The 15,002-nt window shown below is 44.1% G+C and carries 17 protein-coding genes; 4 read left to right on the top strand and 13 right to left on the bottom strand.

Features of this window, described 5'->3' with window-relative positions:
- Positions 1-8: 8 nt before the first annotated feature.
- A complete protein-coding gene (locus tag FD974_RS03845; protein ID WP_215365961.1) occupies positions 9-413 on the top strand; it encodes a diacylglycerol kinase in 405 nt (134 codons plus the stop codon).
- Positions 414-455: 42 nt separating this feature from the next.
- A complete protein-coding gene (locus tag FD974_RS03840) occupies positions 456-1,394 on the top strand; it encodes a GNAT family N-acetyltransferase (RefSeq protein WP_215365959.1) in 939 nt (312 codons plus the stop codon).
- On the opposite strand, the gene FD974_RS03835 is transcribed toward FD974_RS03840, so the two are convergent.
- The 5 genes from FD974_RS03835 to FD974_RS03815 form a co-directional block, all read right to left on the bottom strand.
- On the bottom strand, positions 1,395-2,879 hold the full coding sequence (locus FD974_RS03835; protein ID WP_215366635.1) for a Ppx/GppA phosphatase family protein: 1,485 nt from the start codon (positions 2,877-2,879) through the stop codon (positions 1,395-1,397).
- A 178-nt stretch (positions 2,880-3,057) separates the two neighbouring features.
- Entirely contained in the window at positions 3,058-3,270 is a 213-nt protein-coding gene (locus FD974_RS09810) for a GDCCVxC domain-containing (seleno)protein (RefSeq protein WP_371817127.1), read from the bottom strand.
- Positions 3,271-3,335: 65 nt separating this feature from the next.
- Positions 3,336-4,808, bottom strand: coding sequence for a DUF2252 domain-containing protein (locus FD974_RS03825; RefSeq protein ID WP_215365955.1), 1,473 nt, complete (start codon positions 4,806-4,808; stop codon positions 3,336-3,338).
- A 61-nt stretch (positions 4,809-4,869) separates the two neighbouring features.
- A complete protein-coding gene (locus tag FD974_RS03820) occupies positions 4,870-5,376 on the bottom strand; it encodes an arsenate reductase ArsC (RefSeq protein ID WP_215365953.1) in 507 nt (168 codons plus the stop codon).
- An 11-nt stretch (positions 5,377-5,387) separates the two neighbouring features.
- Entirely contained in the window at positions 5,388-5,570 is a 183-nt protein-coding gene (locus FD974_RS03815; RefSeq protein ID WP_215365951.1) for a hypothetical protein, read from the bottom strand.
- A gap of 161 nt (positions 5,571-5,731) precedes the next feature.
- On the opposite strand from FD974_RS03815, the gene FD974_RS03810 reads away from it, so the two are divergent.
- Positions 5,732-6,568: a hypothetical protein gene (locus FD974_RS03810; protein WP_215365949.1), complete on the top strand. Its 837-nt coding sequence runs from the start codon at positions 5,732-5,734 to the stop codon at positions 6,566-6,568.
- 102 nt (positions 6,569-6,670) lie between these two features.
- A complete protein-coding gene (locus FD974_RS03805) occupies positions 6,671-6,904 on the top strand; it encodes a hypothetical protein (RefSeq protein ID WP_215365947.1) in 234 nt (77 codons plus the stop codon).
- A 9-nt stretch (positions 6,905-6,913) separates the two neighbouring features.
- Here the strand turns inward: FD974_RS03805 and phoR are convergent, their stop codons facing one another.
- The 8 genes from phoR to glmM all read right to left on the bottom strand — a co-directional run bounded on the left by phoR (position 6,914) and on the right by glmM (position 14,994).
- On the bottom strand, positions 6,914-8,212 hold the full coding sequence (phoR, locus tag FD974_RS03800) for a phosphate regulon sensor histidine kinase PhoR (protein WP_215365945.1): 1,299 nt from the start codon (positions 8,210-8,212) through the stop codon (positions 6,914-6,916).
- Between the two features lie 61 nt (positions 8,213-8,273).
- Positions 8,274-8,987, bottom strand: a complete 714-nt coding sequence (gene phoB, locus FD974_RS03795; protein WP_215365944.1) for a phosphate regulon transcriptional regulator PhoB — start codon at positions 8,985-8,987, stop codon at positions 8,274-8,276.
- Between the two features lie 26 nt (positions 8,988-9,013).
- Positions 9,014-9,721 (bottom strand): phosphate signaling complex protein PhoU, encoded by a 708-nt coding sequence (gene phoU / locus FD974_RS03790; protein WP_215365942.1) that lies wholly within the window; start codon positions 9,719-9,721, stop codon positions 9,014-9,016.
- A 12-nt stretch (positions 9,722-9,733) separates the two neighbouring features.
- A complete protein-coding gene (pstB, locus tag FD974_RS03785; RefSeq protein WP_215365940.1) occupies positions 9,734-10,522 on the bottom strand; it encodes a phosphate ABC transporter ATP-binding protein PstB in 789 nt (262 codons plus the stop codon).
- 56 nt (positions 10,523-10,578) lie between these two features.
- Positions 10,579-11,445 (bottom strand): phosphate ABC transporter permease PstA, encoded by an 867-nt coding sequence (pstA, locus tag FD974_RS03780; protein WP_215365938.1) that lies wholly within the window; start codon positions 11,443-11,445, stop codon positions 10,579-10,581.
- Complete coding sequence (gene pstC, locus FD974_RS03775) at positions 11,442-12,431, bottom strand: phosphate ABC transporter permease subunit PstC (protein ID WP_215365936.1); 990 nt, start codon at positions 12,429-12,431, stop codon at positions 11,442-11,444. The genes pstA and pstC overlap by 4 nt, the downstream gene beginning before the upstream one ends.
- An 84-nt stretch (positions 12,432-12,515) precedes the next feature.
- Positions 12,516-13,535 (bottom strand): phosphate ABC transporter substrate-binding protein PstS, encoded by a 1,020-nt coding sequence (gene pstS / locus FD974_RS03770; RefSeq protein ID WP_215365934.1) that lies wholly within the window; start codon positions 13,533-13,535, stop codon positions 12,516-12,518.
- A gap of 115 nt (positions 13,536-13,650) precedes the next feature.
- Positions 13,651-14,994: a phosphoglucosamine mutase gene (glmM, locus tag FD974_RS03765; protein ID WP_215365932.1), complete on the bottom strand. Its 1,344-nt coding sequence runs from the start codon at positions 14,992-14,994 to the stop codon at positions 13,651-13,653.
- Between the last annotated feature and the right edge of the window lie 8 nt (positions 14,995-15,002).

Raw genomic sequence — 15,002 nt, 5'->3', positions numbered from 1 at the left:
AAGATATTTTGACTACCCCTTACGATATTAAGCAAAATCCACATAAAGGAAATCGTGGACTAACGAGAGCCTGGCATGCAGCAAAGAATTCTTGGTGCGGCATTGTGTATGCCTATAAGGAAGAGAGTGCTTTTAGACAGGAACTAACGCTACTAGTACTACTCACCCCGATAGCATTATGGATGCCCATTAGCCCAATTGAAAAATGTGTCTTAGTTTCTTCGCTATTGCTCGTTCTGGTAGTAGAGCTACTGAATTCTAGCGTCGAAGCAGCGATTGATCGAATCTCTTTTGAGCATCACGATTTATCGAAGAGGGCCAAAGATTTTGGCTCGGCAGCCGTCATGTTAGCATTGCTCATTGCCACCCTGCTTTGGGCCACCGTTTGCATCCCTCTTGTCATCAATTGGTAATAGAGCCTTTATATCATCGAAAAAACCAATATAAGGAAACTCATGTCCGATATTCCAAATCCGCTTGCCGCCTTTGATCTTTTTAACGGGCGCTTTCAAAAAAACTCAAACAAAGAAAAAGCTAGTAAAGCCAGGGCAATTAAAAAGTTATTTTCTAAAAAAATTGCCAAGAAGCTATTTGGTAAAAAGTTTGCTTTGCGCGCACGCAATGATGTTCTGGCCACCGAGCCAGTTGCTAACGAGAAAGCAATCAGCAAGCCCAAGCGCCCTGCTTTTCAAATCAGCTGGGCCTCAAGCCCTAATGAAGTTAAAGAAGCGCAACGTTTGCGTTACAAGGTATTTGCAGAAGAGATGGGGGCGAGCCTGCCAGCCCATCCTGAAGACTTAGATATTGATGAATTTGATGCCTATTGCGACCATCTACTCATCCGTGATCAAGAATCGCTCAAAGTAGTTGGCACCTATCGAGTTCTTCCTCCGCACAAAGCTGCTGAGATTGGTCGCCTCTATTCTGATTCAGAATTTGATCTTTCGCGCCTCAATCACTTACGCCCCAAAATGGTGGAATTGGGTCGCTCATGCGTTCATGCAGACTATCGCTCAGGTGCAGTCATCATGGCTTTATGGAGCGGCTTAGCTCAGTACATGCAAAAACATGATTACGAAATCATGCTCGGTTGCGCCAGCATCCCTATGGCAGATGGTGGCCATTTTGCTGCTAGCCTGTATAACTCTCTGAACAACGATCAAATGGCTCCAGTGGAAAATCATGCATTCCCCCGTTTACCACTCCCTCTTGAGCGCTTAAATGGCGGCTTAGAAGTCGAGCCACCCCCTTTGATCAAAGGCTATCTCAAGCTCGGCGCCAAGATTTGCAGTGCACCTGCATGGGATCCAGACTTTAATACTGCTGATGTATTGACGATGCTACGCTTATCAGACATTAATCCACGCTACGCTAAGCACTTCTTAGGTATATAACTAGCGCAAGATTACTTTATAAGGACGGCCGATACGCTCCCACTCGGCCGCTTCTTTTAGCAAACTAAATTCGGTCAAGGGATGCGCATCTACCCAATCTTTTGAGAGGCTTACTAAATAAGAGCCATCCACTTCGGATACCTTTACTTTGGGAAGTTGGATATCACTTCTACCGCGGCAAAGCACCTGTGATAAGCGTAAGCAGAACAGCATTCGCCAATCTCTAAAACTAGGATTATTTGCCAATTTTCCAAGCTTACCGGCATGACCGATGAGAAGTGCAGCTAACCTTGCCTGGTCGTTCTTTGAAAAGCCTGGCATATCTGCGTTGCCTGCAATATAAGCCGAATGCTTGTGATAGCCGTTGTGAGCAATCGATAAACCGATTTCATGTAAGTTCGCAGCCCATTGCAATAAGGCAATGTTATCTTCGCGATCTTCAGCATCGGGTTTAGGCAATTGCGCTAAAAATTCAGCGGCATGCATCCCCACTCTTTTTGCTTGATCACGATCCACAGCATAACGTTGCATAAATTGCTCAACTGTTACAAAGCGCATATCGTCATGTTGCGAGCGACCCAAAAGATCATAAAGAACACCGACCCTTAAAGCCGCATCGGTCACTTCCATACTCTCAATACCAAGCTCATCAAAGACAGCAATCATGATGGCTAAACCGCCTGGCCAGACAGATCTGCGATCATCTTTTAAGCCTGCAAGTTCAACCTGACTAATATTGTCATACTTGAGTAGATGTTTCTTCATCGCTCTCAAGCCATCGCGAGTAATGAGTCCGCTCGCGCCATTCACCCGACCCATAGTCAAGCCTTCGCTTTGCTGGCCATTGAAGTTATTTTCTGCAATGAGGTCTGCCAAAGCACGGGCAGTTCCTGAGGAGCCAATCACCTGCTTCCACCCACTCTTAAGGTAAGCACCAGAGATCACCTGAATCTCTCGACGTGCTGCTAATTCCGCCTCTTTAAAAGCATGGGCATCAATATTGCCCTTAGGGAAAAAGCGCAGGCTGTGCGAAACGCAGCCAATATAGAGACTCTCCATTAACTTAGGCTCATACCCCTTGCCGATAATAAATTCCGTAGAGCCACCGCCAATATCAACCACTAAACGATTACCTTGCACTGCTGATACTTCATGGGCGGCACCAATATAAATCAGGCGCGCTTCTTCAACCCCGGCAATAACTTCAATCGGGAAACCCAAAGCCTCTTCAGCATCACGAATAAAGCTAGGGGCATTTTTTGCAACCCGTAAGGTGTTGGTAGCTACGGCACGTACTTTGGCAGCATCAAAACCCCGAATGCGCTCACCAAAACGTCGAATGGCTACCAATCCGCGTTGATAAGCATCATTACCCAATAATTTATTGTCGGTAAGACCTGCTGCCAGCCGCACCGATTCTCGTAAAGTATCAATAGGACGCAGCTGGGTTCCTGATGGTGTCTTCACCACTTGGGCAACAAGCATGCGAAAGCTATTCGACCCTAGGTCGACTGCCGCCACTAAATCACGAGGATTATTTCCTGAAATATCTTTATTAACAGCCAAAATTGTTCCAGTTAACAGATTTCAATATGAATATGTCTATTTTATGAAACTCTGATGACATATTCATGAAAATGAAGCCCAGTCTACTGGCAAAAGCTCAAGCGGCTAAATTTTGCTCGGAACTGGTGCAATTTCTGTTGGCAAAGCTACACAATATGCAGCAATCACCAGATTTTGCCTTTAGGAGGCCGCTACATGAGGGGCATCTGTAAAGATGCATAGAGCTAGCTTGATTAATATCCAGAATTTCATGACCCTGACAATTTGGGCAAGTAATGATGGCGTGCTGGGACTGATTCAATATATTCACAACCCAGATAATGACAGGGAAATATTTCAGAATGAAGACAGCTTGGCCTAACAATCCAGCAGAAACTAAATCGTCTTTTCCTTAGCCACCTTGATGCGACCAGATTTCACGGCAGCACAAAACTCCTTGTAATCTGCAGCATTTTGCTCTGCGTAGGAAATCGCAAAATTAAATAAGGCTTTATCCAATTCTTTTGATTGGCCACAGTATCCAGAAATTAATGCGGCATCTCCAGAGCGGGCATGTCCGAGTGCCAAGGCCCAACCAAACAGCTTGGCATAGTCTGGAAAATCCTGCAGGCCAACGCCCCCAGAACCAATCACAATACCGCCCTTCATATCCCTTAGTTGGCGAAGATAAAAGCCCTGTATATCCTGCGAGTGACGATTAATCTCACCGCTACTCAGAAAAATATCTGGCGCCCCTTGCAGTAGTCTCTGACCTGCAACCACTCTATGCCCCATATTTTCGTAGATAGACTTGCCTAAATACGGCGTTAATACAGACTCTTGAGCCTCTTTGTATTGCAAAAATAGTGGATCGTTTGCACTATCACCCTCAAAATACAACAACATACAGTTAGTTCCTACGCTACCAATTCCCACAACCTTCCTCGCGAAATCCTTCAAGGTGTAGCGGCTAAAAAGTACTTTTCTATCCACAAGCAAAGTCGTGCTGTAATTGATGAGTGCTTTTTTAACTAAATCTGCAACGGGGATTCCATCGAAATCGCTATCGAAGTGTTCAATGAGTGGCGGCTTGTTAATAATTTTTCGATTTTTACCTACTAAGGTAGTTAACTTCTGCAATACCTGTAGATTTGATTGGCCTTTAGTCGCCTTTAAATATTCATTTAAAGTCTTTTGATGTGCTTTGTTAAAGTGCTTACGTATATCTTTCTCGCCAATAAATTGTTGAGCCAATTTGATATAAGGCATATGAGCATATACAGCCATCCGCTTTTGATACTCTGAGCTAATTCGATAAACCAATTTTTTGCATAAGGCCTCATCACCACCTAAAGTCTGACAAGCAATCACGGCACTAGAGACCAAGCGCTTCATATCCCACTCCCAGCTTCCAGGAAGGGTTTCATCAAAATCATTGATTCCAAAAACCAATCGATGCTCAGCAGTACCAAACAACCCAAAATTAGATACATGCATATCACCACATAGTTGCACTGTGATCTTGGTAGTAGGCTGATTTGCTAAATCTTGCGCCATAATGGCAGCCCCGCCACGGTAAAACGCAAACGGAGATTGCAGCATGCGCGCATGGCGAATTGGCATGAGGGAATTAATGCGTTGGCTAGCTTGCACCTTGAGTATTTCGATTGGATCGATACGATTTTTTGGTGGAACATAAGTTCCTTGATCTAAAAAACTAACTTCATGCCGCAAACTTTTCCCTATGGCTAGACGCTTAGCTATGCTCAATGGCTTACTATGATGAGAAAGTACCGGCTCTAAGAGAGAAAACTTCTCAGATTTTGCTAATTTAGTTTTTTTAGCCAGAGCTTGGCGAGCGCGAGTCATAAAAAATCCATCATGAGAACGGGATTTATTATTGTAGCGTTTTACTGATCTCCGTGAATCGCTATATAAACTTGCTTCTATAGTGAATATTGTGAAGTTGCTCCTGAATATCCAATCTGTCGAGCTTCTCAATTGGAAGGTCCATTAATAATTCAATTCGGTTGCGCAGTCCTATTTCAACCTGTTTGAATGCGTGCAGCATGGCATTTACATCACTAGCATCGATAGCAGCTGGATCCGGAAATCCCCAGTGCGCTGTCGAGGGATGGCCAGGCCAGTATGGGCAATCCTCGCCCATCGCCGCATCGCATAAGGTAATAATGAAGTCCATTCTTGGAGCACCCTCTTTACCAAACTCATCCCAACTTTTACTCCTCAAAAGCTGTGCTGGATAGCCCATTGATTTCGCCATTTCAATCGCATAGGGATGAACAAAACCCAAAGGGTGTGATCCGGCAGAATGGCCAATGAAACGGCCATGACTCAAGGTGGTTGCTAAAGCCTCAGCAATAATGGATCTTGCTGAATTTCGATGGCATAGGAACAGAATGTTGTAATGCTTATCCATACATGCAATTGTTAAACCAACTCATCAAGGTTTAATACGTATTTTTTATCTATCAAAAAGGTAGAAGATCGGCTTTCAATCTGCTGACATTTTTGCATCATCAATTGCTCTCTCATATTGGATATTTCATCACGAGACCGCTCTAAATGTGGTCTAAATACCTTGGATAAATCTATTTTTTTAGATTCAAGCATCGTTTAACCCTAGAGAATGAAGAAGACCCATCATAGAGGCTGAATGTGGCAATTTGATTACTCACTACAGAGGATGAATCGGGCTTAGCTGCACCTCATTTACATCAAGCTGTAACAATTGATTGATAGCTTAAGAGAGTTTATCTTTCGCAAACTATCCCATGCGTTTCATTGCTATTCTTCTATTCTTTTTTTCAGCAACTAGCAATGCGTTTGAGCCCTTAAATACTGATGACGCAGGTACGGTAGCAAAGAACTCAAATCAAATTGAGCAGTACTTCTTTAGAACCGCAAGTCATGGTGGCGGAAGCGCTGGTACGGTTGACATCATTACGCCTGGTGAAGAATACTTTGGTGGATCTGGCGCAAAAGCTTTTCCTTTTACCTATACAAGAGGTGTAGCAGAGAATGTTGAAATCTCATTTGGCACCACCTACTATGCTGCGCCCCGCGGAAACTACTCGCCAATCTCTAATAAGGTTTTAGCACTCAAGTGGCGTTTTGCTGAAGATGAAGATGGAAAGTGGGCTTTGGCGATCAAGCCTAGCATTACCCTTCCAGGCTCACCGCAGCAACAAGTCGCTGGTTTAGATTTGGCACTTCCTAATTACGGACTGAACTTCATAGGTTCGCACTACTGGGATTCGGTGGAAGTGCATATCAATGCGATGTATGCCAAGTCTCTTTACAACACAAACTATGCGATTGGTGCGGGACCTCCGGAAAACAGAACTAATATTCTGTTCTTTTCAGCTGCACCCGTTTGGCGCGTGATGGAAAAGCTGAGGCTAGCCTTAGATATGGGCATAACCACTAATCCACCCAGTACAGAGCAATATTTGACAAATTATGCCCTTCTAGCGGCAATATTCTCTGTTAATGAAAGCCTGGATATTGGACTTTCTTATATGAGAAGTGCCGCTAATATGGGTTTAGTACTGGGCAATACCGGCTTGAATGCATCCCGCTCTGAAATTGGCTTTACCTGGAGGTTTTAGCTTCCTAAAGGATGTCTATCAACTTGAAAATATCAAAAAAAGGGGTTTTGTCATATTACTTTGCTAGGATTACCCCGTTCTTACAACTTTACGTGGAAATTTATGAGTGAATATAAGTACGAAGATGCTGTTAAACAGCTTCAAGAGTCTGGAGCCATTGGCTTGCAAGACTTTAAAAACCTATCTTATGAAGACCTCACTGAACTTCTAGAGGAAATTAAAGTATGGTGTCTTTACGCCAACGGTAAGCTGGATAAATTACCGAAGGAATCTAAGCGCAAGAAGGACAAAAAGGATAAGAAAGACAAAAAGGATAAGAAAGACAAAAAGGATTAAGTTTTTCTTCTAATCTGCCAGTCTTTCATTTGGGAAGCGCATTGTAAAAGTACTCCCCTGGCCCGGAGTACTTTCTATTAACAACTGGGCTTGATGTCGACTGGCAATATGCTTAACAATAGCCAGTCCAAGGCCAGTTCCACCGGTATCTCGTGAACGACTACGATCCACCCGATAGAAGCGTTCGGTCAGCCGAGAAAGGTGCTCAGAAGCGATTCCCGGACCCGTATCCGTAACTGAAAATTCGCCTTCTCCTGCAGCATTCACTCGCCAAGTGGCAGTAATAGAACCCACATCAGGCGTATAGCGAATAGCGTTGGAGACTAAGTTACCAAAAGCTGACAGCACTTCGCGCTCTTCTCCCAGAATATTTTTAGAACTCTCAATGTCAAAATGAAATGTATGATGGCCTTGAGAAAGCGCCTCAGCATCATTTTTGAGAAGCGCCATGATGGTTTGCATTTGAATTTTCTCTGCTGGCGCTGGCAAAGAGTTGGCCTCTAAGTTAGCCAACGTCAGCAAATCTTCAACGAGGCTTTTCATGCGCTGAGCCTGAGACATCATCATCTCAAAATACTGATCCTGCTGAGCTTTATCCAAATCTAAAGATTGGATGGTTTCCAAAAATCCCATTAATACGGTAATGGGAGTTCGCATCTCGTGGGAGACATTGGCCACGAAATCCCGCCGCATGGCATCAGCTTTTTGTAGATCAGTAACGTCTTGCACCAAGAGTAAGTGGCGTTTCTCACCAAAAGGAAAAGCTTGCAACATGAGGCTCAGATTTGATCGAGGGCCCATACGCTCTAGCAATAAAGGCTCCTCAAAATGGCGCTCATGAAGATAGCGAATAAATTCAGGGCGACGAATCAAAAAATTAATACGTTGCATAACATCACGCTTAAATTGAAGTCCAAAGAAGCGCTCTGAAATCGCATTACACCATTCAATTTGATCTTGATCGTCGAGCATCATGATGCCGTTTGGCGATGCCTGAAATGCCTCTATAAAGCGGTCGTGCTGTTTTTCAACGGAAAGCATTTGCAACTTCAAGTTACGCACTAAACGTTGCAGGTAAAAGAAAACCTCTTCCCAGTAACCGCTAGGCAGTGGCATTGAATCTAGCCGATCCTCTACCGTGTATTTTCGTAGGCGGGCTAAGTTAATGTAGGAATAGATTAGCGGTATTGACAGAAAAGCAATGCCTACTGAAATACCTGCAATAGGACCAAAATTAGTTTGAGCAATAAAAGCAGCAAAAAAAGCTGCGCAAATCAGGAGGAAAAAACGAAAAAAAACAGAGAACATTCCGCAATCTTAGAGCATCCGCTCCAGGAGACTGGAAAATCTCCACCCCGCCCAATGGATATCAGGTCTGGGTGGGTGTTTTCGTGATTCGGTAGCCACTACCCCGAACTGTTTCTATAAAGCGATCACAGTCGGCTGGGGACAGGGCTGCTCTGAGCCTTTTGATATGAACATCCACTGTACGCTCTTCAATATAGACCTCATTGCCCCAGACTTTATCGAGCAAGTTCTCACGAGAATGGACTCTTTCAGGGTTTGTCATCATAAATTGCAGCAATCGGAACTCTGTAGGCCCTAAAGACAAAGTCTGCGGCTCACCATTTGCCCAGACTGCGCTAACACGATGTGAAACTGGATCCAGTCTCAACGGGCCAACAGTCAAGGGGCCATCCCCCTCCAGCGGGATCTGACGGCGCAACAATGCCTTTACACGGGCCACTAACTCCTTAGGCGAAAATGGCTTGGTAACGTAGTCATCTGCCCCAGAATCCAAACCCATTACCTTATCAGTCTCTTCGCTCTTGGCGGTGAGCATCAGGATTGGCAAAGATCTTGTTCGTTCATTTGCCCTGAGCTCTCGGGCAAACTGAACGCCAGATTTACCTGGCAACATCCAGTCCAAAATCAATAAATTAGGAAGTTCATCGCGCATCATATTGAAAGCAATGTCAGTTTGAAGCGCCTTTTGCACCTCAAAGCCAGCATGGCTTAAATTAATTGCAATGAGCTCGGCAATAGAAGGCTCATCTTCAACAATCAATATCCGGTGAGTCATAGCAAATTCCGTTTTAAGATCAAAAGTTACGGTTTATTCGCCTCGCGAACCAAGTCTTCATGGGGGATATGACGCACATCTGAGCCTTTGGCAATATAGATCACAAACTCTGCAATATTTTTAGCATGATCACCAATACGCTCAATCGCTTTTGCAATGGTCAGCATATCCAAGCCGGTAGAGATAGTATGCGGATCTTCCATCATGTAAGTGATTAACTTACGAACAAAGCCTTTGAACTCTTCATCAATCTGCCGATCTTCCTGTACTACTTCAGCCGCTGCAACAGTATCTAAGCGAGCAAATGCGTCTAAGCTACGACGCAATAATGAAATAGCCATCTGACCTGATAAACGAATTTCCGCAACATTAATATTGTGAGCGGCACCAGATTCAATCAATCGCTTTGTTCTTTTAGCAACACGTTCAGCTTCATCACCAGCGCGTTCTAAATTGGTAATCGCTTTTGACACTGCCATCACCAAACGCAAATCTCGAGCAGTAGGCTGACGACGCGCAATCAATTCAGTACAAGCCATATCAATCTGGATTTCGAGATCATTCACTATCTTTTCGTTAGCGATCACGACATTGCAAGTGTCAATGTCCATCTGCGTAAAAGCACGCATTGCAGAAGAAATTTGGGACTCAACTAGTCCACCCATCTCGAGCAATCTGCTCGAGAGAGAATTTAAATCCGCATCAAACTGTGAGGAAAGGTGTTTATCTGGCATATTCATCTCCAATTAACCGAATCGTCCGGTTATGTAATCTTCTGTTTCTTTACGCTTAGGCTTAATAAAGATTTCATCAGTTTTACCGTACTCAATCAAGCTGCCCAGGTACATATAGGCAGTGTAGTCTGATACACGGGCTGCTTGCTGCATATTGTGAGTAACAATCGCAATCGTGTACTCATGCTTCAGTTCATTAATCAGTTCTTCAATTTTTCCAGTGGAAATCGGGTCTAAGGCTGAAGTTGGCTCATCCAACAGAATCACGGAAGGCTTTACCGCAACCCCGCGAGCAATACATAAACGCTGCTGCTGACCACCTGATAGGGATAGACCGCTTTGATTTAACTTGTCTTTAGCTTCATTCCATAAAGCCGCTTTATTTAAAGCCCACTCTACGCGCTCATCCATCTCTGAACGGGAAAGCTTTTCATAAAGACGTACACCAAAGGCAATATTTTCATAAATCGACATTGGGAATGGGGTTGGCTTTTGGAAAACCATTCCAATTCGTGAACGTAGGAGATTGAGGTCTTGTCCAGGCTCTAGAATATTCTGACCATAAAAGTTAATCTCGCCCTCAGCACGCTGACCAGGATAAAGGTCATACATCCGATTGAGCGTGCGAAGCAAGGTTGACTTACCGCAACCAGATGGACCAATAAATGCTGTGACTTTGCCTTCCTCAATATCCAAGTTGATATCTTTTAGACCTTGAAATGAGCCATAGAAGAAGTTCAGGTTACGAACCTCTAAGGCATTTTTAACGTCTTTTTTTACTGGTGTAGTTATGTCGTTCATTCTTATTCCTTGACTATCAATCGTATTTAAGTCAAACATAGTTTTCATATTACTCATTAACTCTGTACTTTCTGGCGGAATACTACACGCGCAAGAATATTCAGACCCAGTACAGCAAAGGTGATAAGTAAAGCTGCAGCCCAGGCCAAATCAACCCAGTTGTCATATGGACTCATGGCGAATTGGAAGATCACCACCGGTAAATTCGCCATTGGCGCATTCATATTAGTAGAGAAGAATTGGTTATTCAGGGCAGTAAAGAGCAATGGCGCTGTTTCACCGCTAACACGTGCAAGTGCCAATAAAATACCGGTAATCACCCCGCTTTGTGCAGCACGCAGAGTAATCATGAAGGCTACTTTCCACTTAGGGGTGCCTAAAGCATAAGCAGCCTCTCGTAAGCTTCCAGGCACTAAGCGCAGCATATTCTCCGTTGTACGAACTACCACTGGAATGGCAATTAAAGCCAATGCAATCGTGCCAGCCCAACCAGAGAAGTGACGCACTTGCGCCACCACAATGGCATATACAAACAAGCCGATCACAATGGATGGCGCAGATAACATGATGTCAGTAACAAAACGGGTGACGGAGGCGACTTTGCTTCTATCTCCATACTCCGAGAGGTATAAACCCGCTAATACGCCAATTGGAGTACTGATGAGAGTACAGCTTGCCACAATCATCAAGCTACCAACAATGGCGTTTGCCAAACCACCGCCCTCAGAACCAGGTGCAGGTGTGCTCTGAGTAAATACATCCAAATTAATAGAAGAAAAGCCTTTTAAAAAAAGGATACTTAAAATCCATAACAAAAAAGCCATTCCCAATACCATTGCCGCAGTAGATAGAATCAGACCTATTTTGTTAGCACGCTTCCGTTTAGCAAAAATGGCTGGATTAATATTTGATAAGCCGTTCATGTTTTAAGTCCCTGCTTTTTTTCCATATTGATCAACATCCATTTCGCGATCGCCAAAACAATGAATGTAATCATAAATAGCGCAAGACCAAGAGCAAATAAGGACGAGTAATGCAAACCAATTTCAGCCTCGCCAAACTCATTGGCCAATGTAGAAGCAATCGAATTACCAGGTGAAAATAGTGAAGCTGACAGACGATGCGCATTACCGATGACAAAGGTTACGGCCATGGTTTCACCAAGCGCCCTACCCAGTCCCAGCATAATGCCGCCGATCACACCAGCCTTGGTATAAGGGAGCACAACATTCTTAACCACTTCCCAAGTGGTACAGCCAATGCCGTAGGCGGACTCTTTTAATACAGGAGGAACGATTTCAAAGACATCACGCATCACCGAAGCAATAAATGGCAGTACCATCATTGCCAAAATCAAACCGGCACATAAAACACCAATACCATTCATGGGACCTGAGAACAGGATTCCTAAACCAGGAATCTGGCCAAGCGTCCCCTGCAGTGCAGGCTGAATATAATCCGCAAAAATTGGTGCAAAAACAAATAATCCGAACATGCCATAAATAATCGATGGCACGGCTGCGAGCAACTCAACAGCGGTACCCAATGGCCTACGTAATGGGCCTGGGCAAAGTTCAGTCAGAAATACCGCGATACCGAAACTTAAAGGAACGGCAATGAGCAAGGCAATTAAAGAGGTTACTAAGGTGCCATATATCGCAATGAGGCCACCGAACTCTCCATTAATAATATCCCACTCTTTGGTGAAGAAAAAGCCAAAGCCAAACTGATCCAGTGCAGGCCAGGCATTAATAATCAGCGAAATAATGATTCCAAGTAATGCAAGCAATACTGATAAGGCAAAAAACTGCGTTATTCCATGAAAAAGGAAATCTTGAATACGTTGCAGCTTAGCAATTCGAAGCGCCTGGGGCGTCGGTGCTGAATGTGACTGTGTTGATTCAATCATATTTGGACTTCATTTAATGATGAAACAGCCCCACCCAAAGGTGGAGCTGTTTCAATATTGAGATTAAATAATCAATCTAACAAATTACTTAGCAATATTGGACCATACATTCTTACGAATATAGTCTGTTGTTGCATCAGGCATTGGAACATAATCGAGTTCAAGAGCCATTTTCTTGCCTTCTTTGAAAGCAAAGTCAAAGAACTTCAACACTTCAGCAGAATTCGCTTTGTTCTCTGGGTTTTTGTACATCAAAATGAATGATGCACCAGTGATAGGCCAAGACTCTGCACCTGGAGCATTGGTAATAAAGGTACCCATACCAGGAACTTTAGACCAATCTGTACCAGCTGAAGCAGCAGCAAATGTTTTGTCGCTAGGCATTACATAGTTACCGTCACTATTTTTCATAGAGATAGTAGTCATGTTGTTTTTCTTAGCATAAGCATACTCAACATAACCAACTGAGTTCTTAACACGGTTAACGTTAGCTGCAACACCTTCATTACCTTTACCACCAACAGAAGAAGCAGCAGGCCACTTAACAGCAGCACCAGCACCAACAGCATCTTTCCAGAGTGAGCTTACTTTTGCTAAGTAGTCAGTGAAAATTGCAGTTGTACCGGAACCATCAGCACGGTGAACTACAGTGATATCACCTGTAGGGATTTTCACGCCAGGATTCATGATTGCAATACGCTTGTCATTCCAGTTAGTGATGTTGCCTTGGAAAATATCAGCCAATGTTGGGCCGTCTAATTTGAGTTGACCTGGCTTGATACCATCAACGTTCATCACTGGAACTACACCACCAATAATGGCTGGGAATTGAACCAAACCATCTTTTTCTAAAGCGTCGAACTTCACTGGAGCATCTGAAGCACCAAAGTCTACAGTTTTAGCTTTGATCTGCTTGATACCACCAGAAGAGCCGATGGACTGGTAATTTAAACCAGTACCAGTTTTGGATTTATAAGCCTCAGCCCATTTAGCATAAATTGGGTATGGGAATGTTGCGCCTGCGCCTGTGATGTCGGCAGCGAATGCAACTGGGGCAACTGAAATAGCACCAATCACTAGCGCTTTTTTCAAGAATGATTTCATGTGGATTAATCCTCGTTTAGTTCACGCAACATTGCGATAACTGAACGATACGGATTGAGTATGACTCTTTTATGACACGGGATATATTGAAAAATATTTCAATGAATTCAATTACTTAGACAGATGGGACTAATTGAGCAATACTCTGGGCAGCATTGCGGGCAATCGAGGCATCGTTTGACTCAACCATGACCCTGAGAACAGGCTCAGTGCCAGAAGCCCTAATCAGCACCCTTCCCGTGCCTTTCAGTTCCGTTTCTACTTGAGAAATCTGCGATTTAAGAACATTGTCCGCTTTCCAGTCATACCCAGCCTTAAATTTAATATTGAGAAGCACTTGGGGGAAGATTTTTACGGAATCGAGTAGTTGGGCCAAGCTCTGCTGGTTTTGACTCATGGCTGCTAATACCTGCAGGGCGGCAATCGTGCCATCACCAGTGGAGTGGCGATCTAAGCACAGCAAATGACCGGAGCCTTCTCCACCAATCAGCCAGCCTTTTTGCTTGAGTAATTCCAAGACATAACGATCACCCACATTAGCGCGCTCAAATCCAATCCCCAATGCTTTGATGGCATTTTCAACAGCCAGATTGGTCATCAAAGTACCAACCACACCGCCTAAATTTTCTCCACGGGCAAGACGATCTTTTGCGAGCACGTATAAGAGCTCATCGCCATTAAACAATCTTCCTGAAGCATCTACCATCTGCAAACGATCAGCATCTCCATCTAGAGCGATACCAAGGTCTGCTTTTGTTTCTTTAACTTTTGCAATGAGCGCTGCTGGTGCAGTGGCACCACAAGCATCATTAATATTTCTTCCATCTGGCTGTACGCCAATAGCAATCACTTCGGCACCAAGCTCATGAAATACGTGTGGCGCAACATGGTATGCAGCACCATTGGCGCAATCCACTACTAACTTCATGCCCTTGAGATTGAGTTCACCCGGAAAAGTCGATTTACAAAATTCAATATAACGACCGGCAGCATCATCAATACGAAATGCCTTACCCAACTCTTTTGAACTAACACAGCCCATCGGTTTAGCAAGTTCTGCTTCGATTGCCAGCTCAAACTCATCGGTCAGTTTTCCACCTTCCGCAGAGAAAAATTTAATGCCGTTATCTTGATAAGCATTATGTGATGCTGAAATCACTACACCAGCCGATAAGCGCAAGGCCTTAGTGAGATAAGCAACACCGGGTGTTGGCATCGGTCCGCACAACATTACATCAACACCAGCAGCAGCAAAGCCTGCCTCTAGGGCAGCTTCCAATAAATATCCGGATACGCGGGTATCTTTTCCAATCAATACTTTGCAACGCTCACCCGGCGTAGCGTTTTGCACAAGCACTTTTCCAGCAGCATAGCCAAGGCGAGTAATGAACTCCGGAACAATCGGAAATTGCCCTACTTCACCACGAATGCCATCAGTTCCAAAGTATTGTTTTTTCATAGGTTTCA

It is taken from the genome of Polynucleobacter sp. es-EL-1, from assembly GCF_018687975.1.
In the GTDB taxonomy this organism is placed as follows: Bacteria; Pseudomonadota; Gammaproteobacteria; order Burkholderiales; family Burkholderiaceae; genus Polynucleobacter.
Note: the sequence above shows the minus strand (reverse complement) of the source record. Positions and strands in the feature narration are given on the sequence as shown.

What these genes read in the sequence shown, in the direction of transcription:
- FD974_RS03820 (WP_215365953.1), bottom strand. Translation starts at nt 5,376, where the DNA reads ATGGATAAGCATTACAACATTCTGTTCCTATGCCATCGAAATTCAGCA.
- pstB (WP_215365940.1), bottom strand. Translation starts at nt 10,522, where the DNA reads ATGAACGACATAACTACACCAGTAAAAAAAGACGTTAAAAATGCCTTA.
- pstS (WP_215365934.1), bottom strand. Translation starts at nt 13,535, where the DNA reads ATGAAATCATTCTTGAAAAAAGCGCTAGTGATTGGTGCTATTTCAGTT.
- FD974_RS03805 (WP_215365947.1), top strand. Translation starts at nt 6,671, where the DNA reads ATGAGTGAATATAAGTACGAAGATGCTGTTAAACAGCTTCAAGAGTCT.
- FD974_RS03825 (WP_215365955.1), bottom strand. Translation starts at nt 4,808, where the DNA reads ATGACTCGCGCTCGCCAAGCTCTGGCTAAAAAAACTAAATTAGCAAAA.
- phoR (WP_215365945.1), bottom strand. Translation starts at nt 8,212, where the DNA reads ATGTTCTCTGTTTTTTTTCGTTTTTTCCTCCTGATTTGCGCAGCTTTT.
- FD974_RS03835 (WP_215366635.1), bottom strand. Translation starts at nt 2,879, where the DNA reads ATGCTTGTTGCCCAAGTGGTGAAGACACCATCAGGAACCCAGCTGCGT.
- FD974_RS03810 (WP_215365949.1), top strand. Translation starts at nt 5,732, where the DNA reads ATGCGTTTCATTGCTATTCTTCTATTCTTTTTTTCAGCAACTAGCAAT.
- glmM (WP_215365932.1), bottom strand. Translation starts at nt 14,994, where the DNA reads ATGAAAAAACAATACTTTGGAACTGATGGCATTCGTGGTGAAGTAGGG.
- phoB (WP_215365944.1), bottom strand. Translation starts at nt 8,987, where the DNA reads ATGACTCACCGGATATTGATTGTTGAAGATGAGCCTTCTATTGCCGAG.
- pstC (WP_215365936.1), bottom strand. Translation starts at nt 12,431, where the DNA reads ATGATTGAATCAACACAGTCACATTCAGCACCGACGCCCCAGGCGCTT.
- phoU (WP_215365942.1), bottom strand. Translation starts at nt 9,721, where the DNA reads ATGCCAGATAAACACCTTTCCTCACAGTTTGATGCGGATTTAAATTCT.
- pstA (WP_215365938.1), bottom strand. Translation starts at nt 11,445, where the DNA reads ATGAACGGCTTATCAAATATTAATCCAGCCATTTTTGCTAAACGGAAG.
- FD974_RS03815 (WP_215365951.1), bottom strand. Translation starts at nt 5,570, where the DNA reads ATGCTTGAATCTAAAAAAATAGATTTATCCAAGGTATTTAGACCACAT.
- FD974_RS03840 (WP_215365959.1), top strand. Translation starts at nt 456, where the DNA reads ATGTCCGATATTCCAAATCCGCTTGCCGCCTTTGATCTTTTTAACGGG.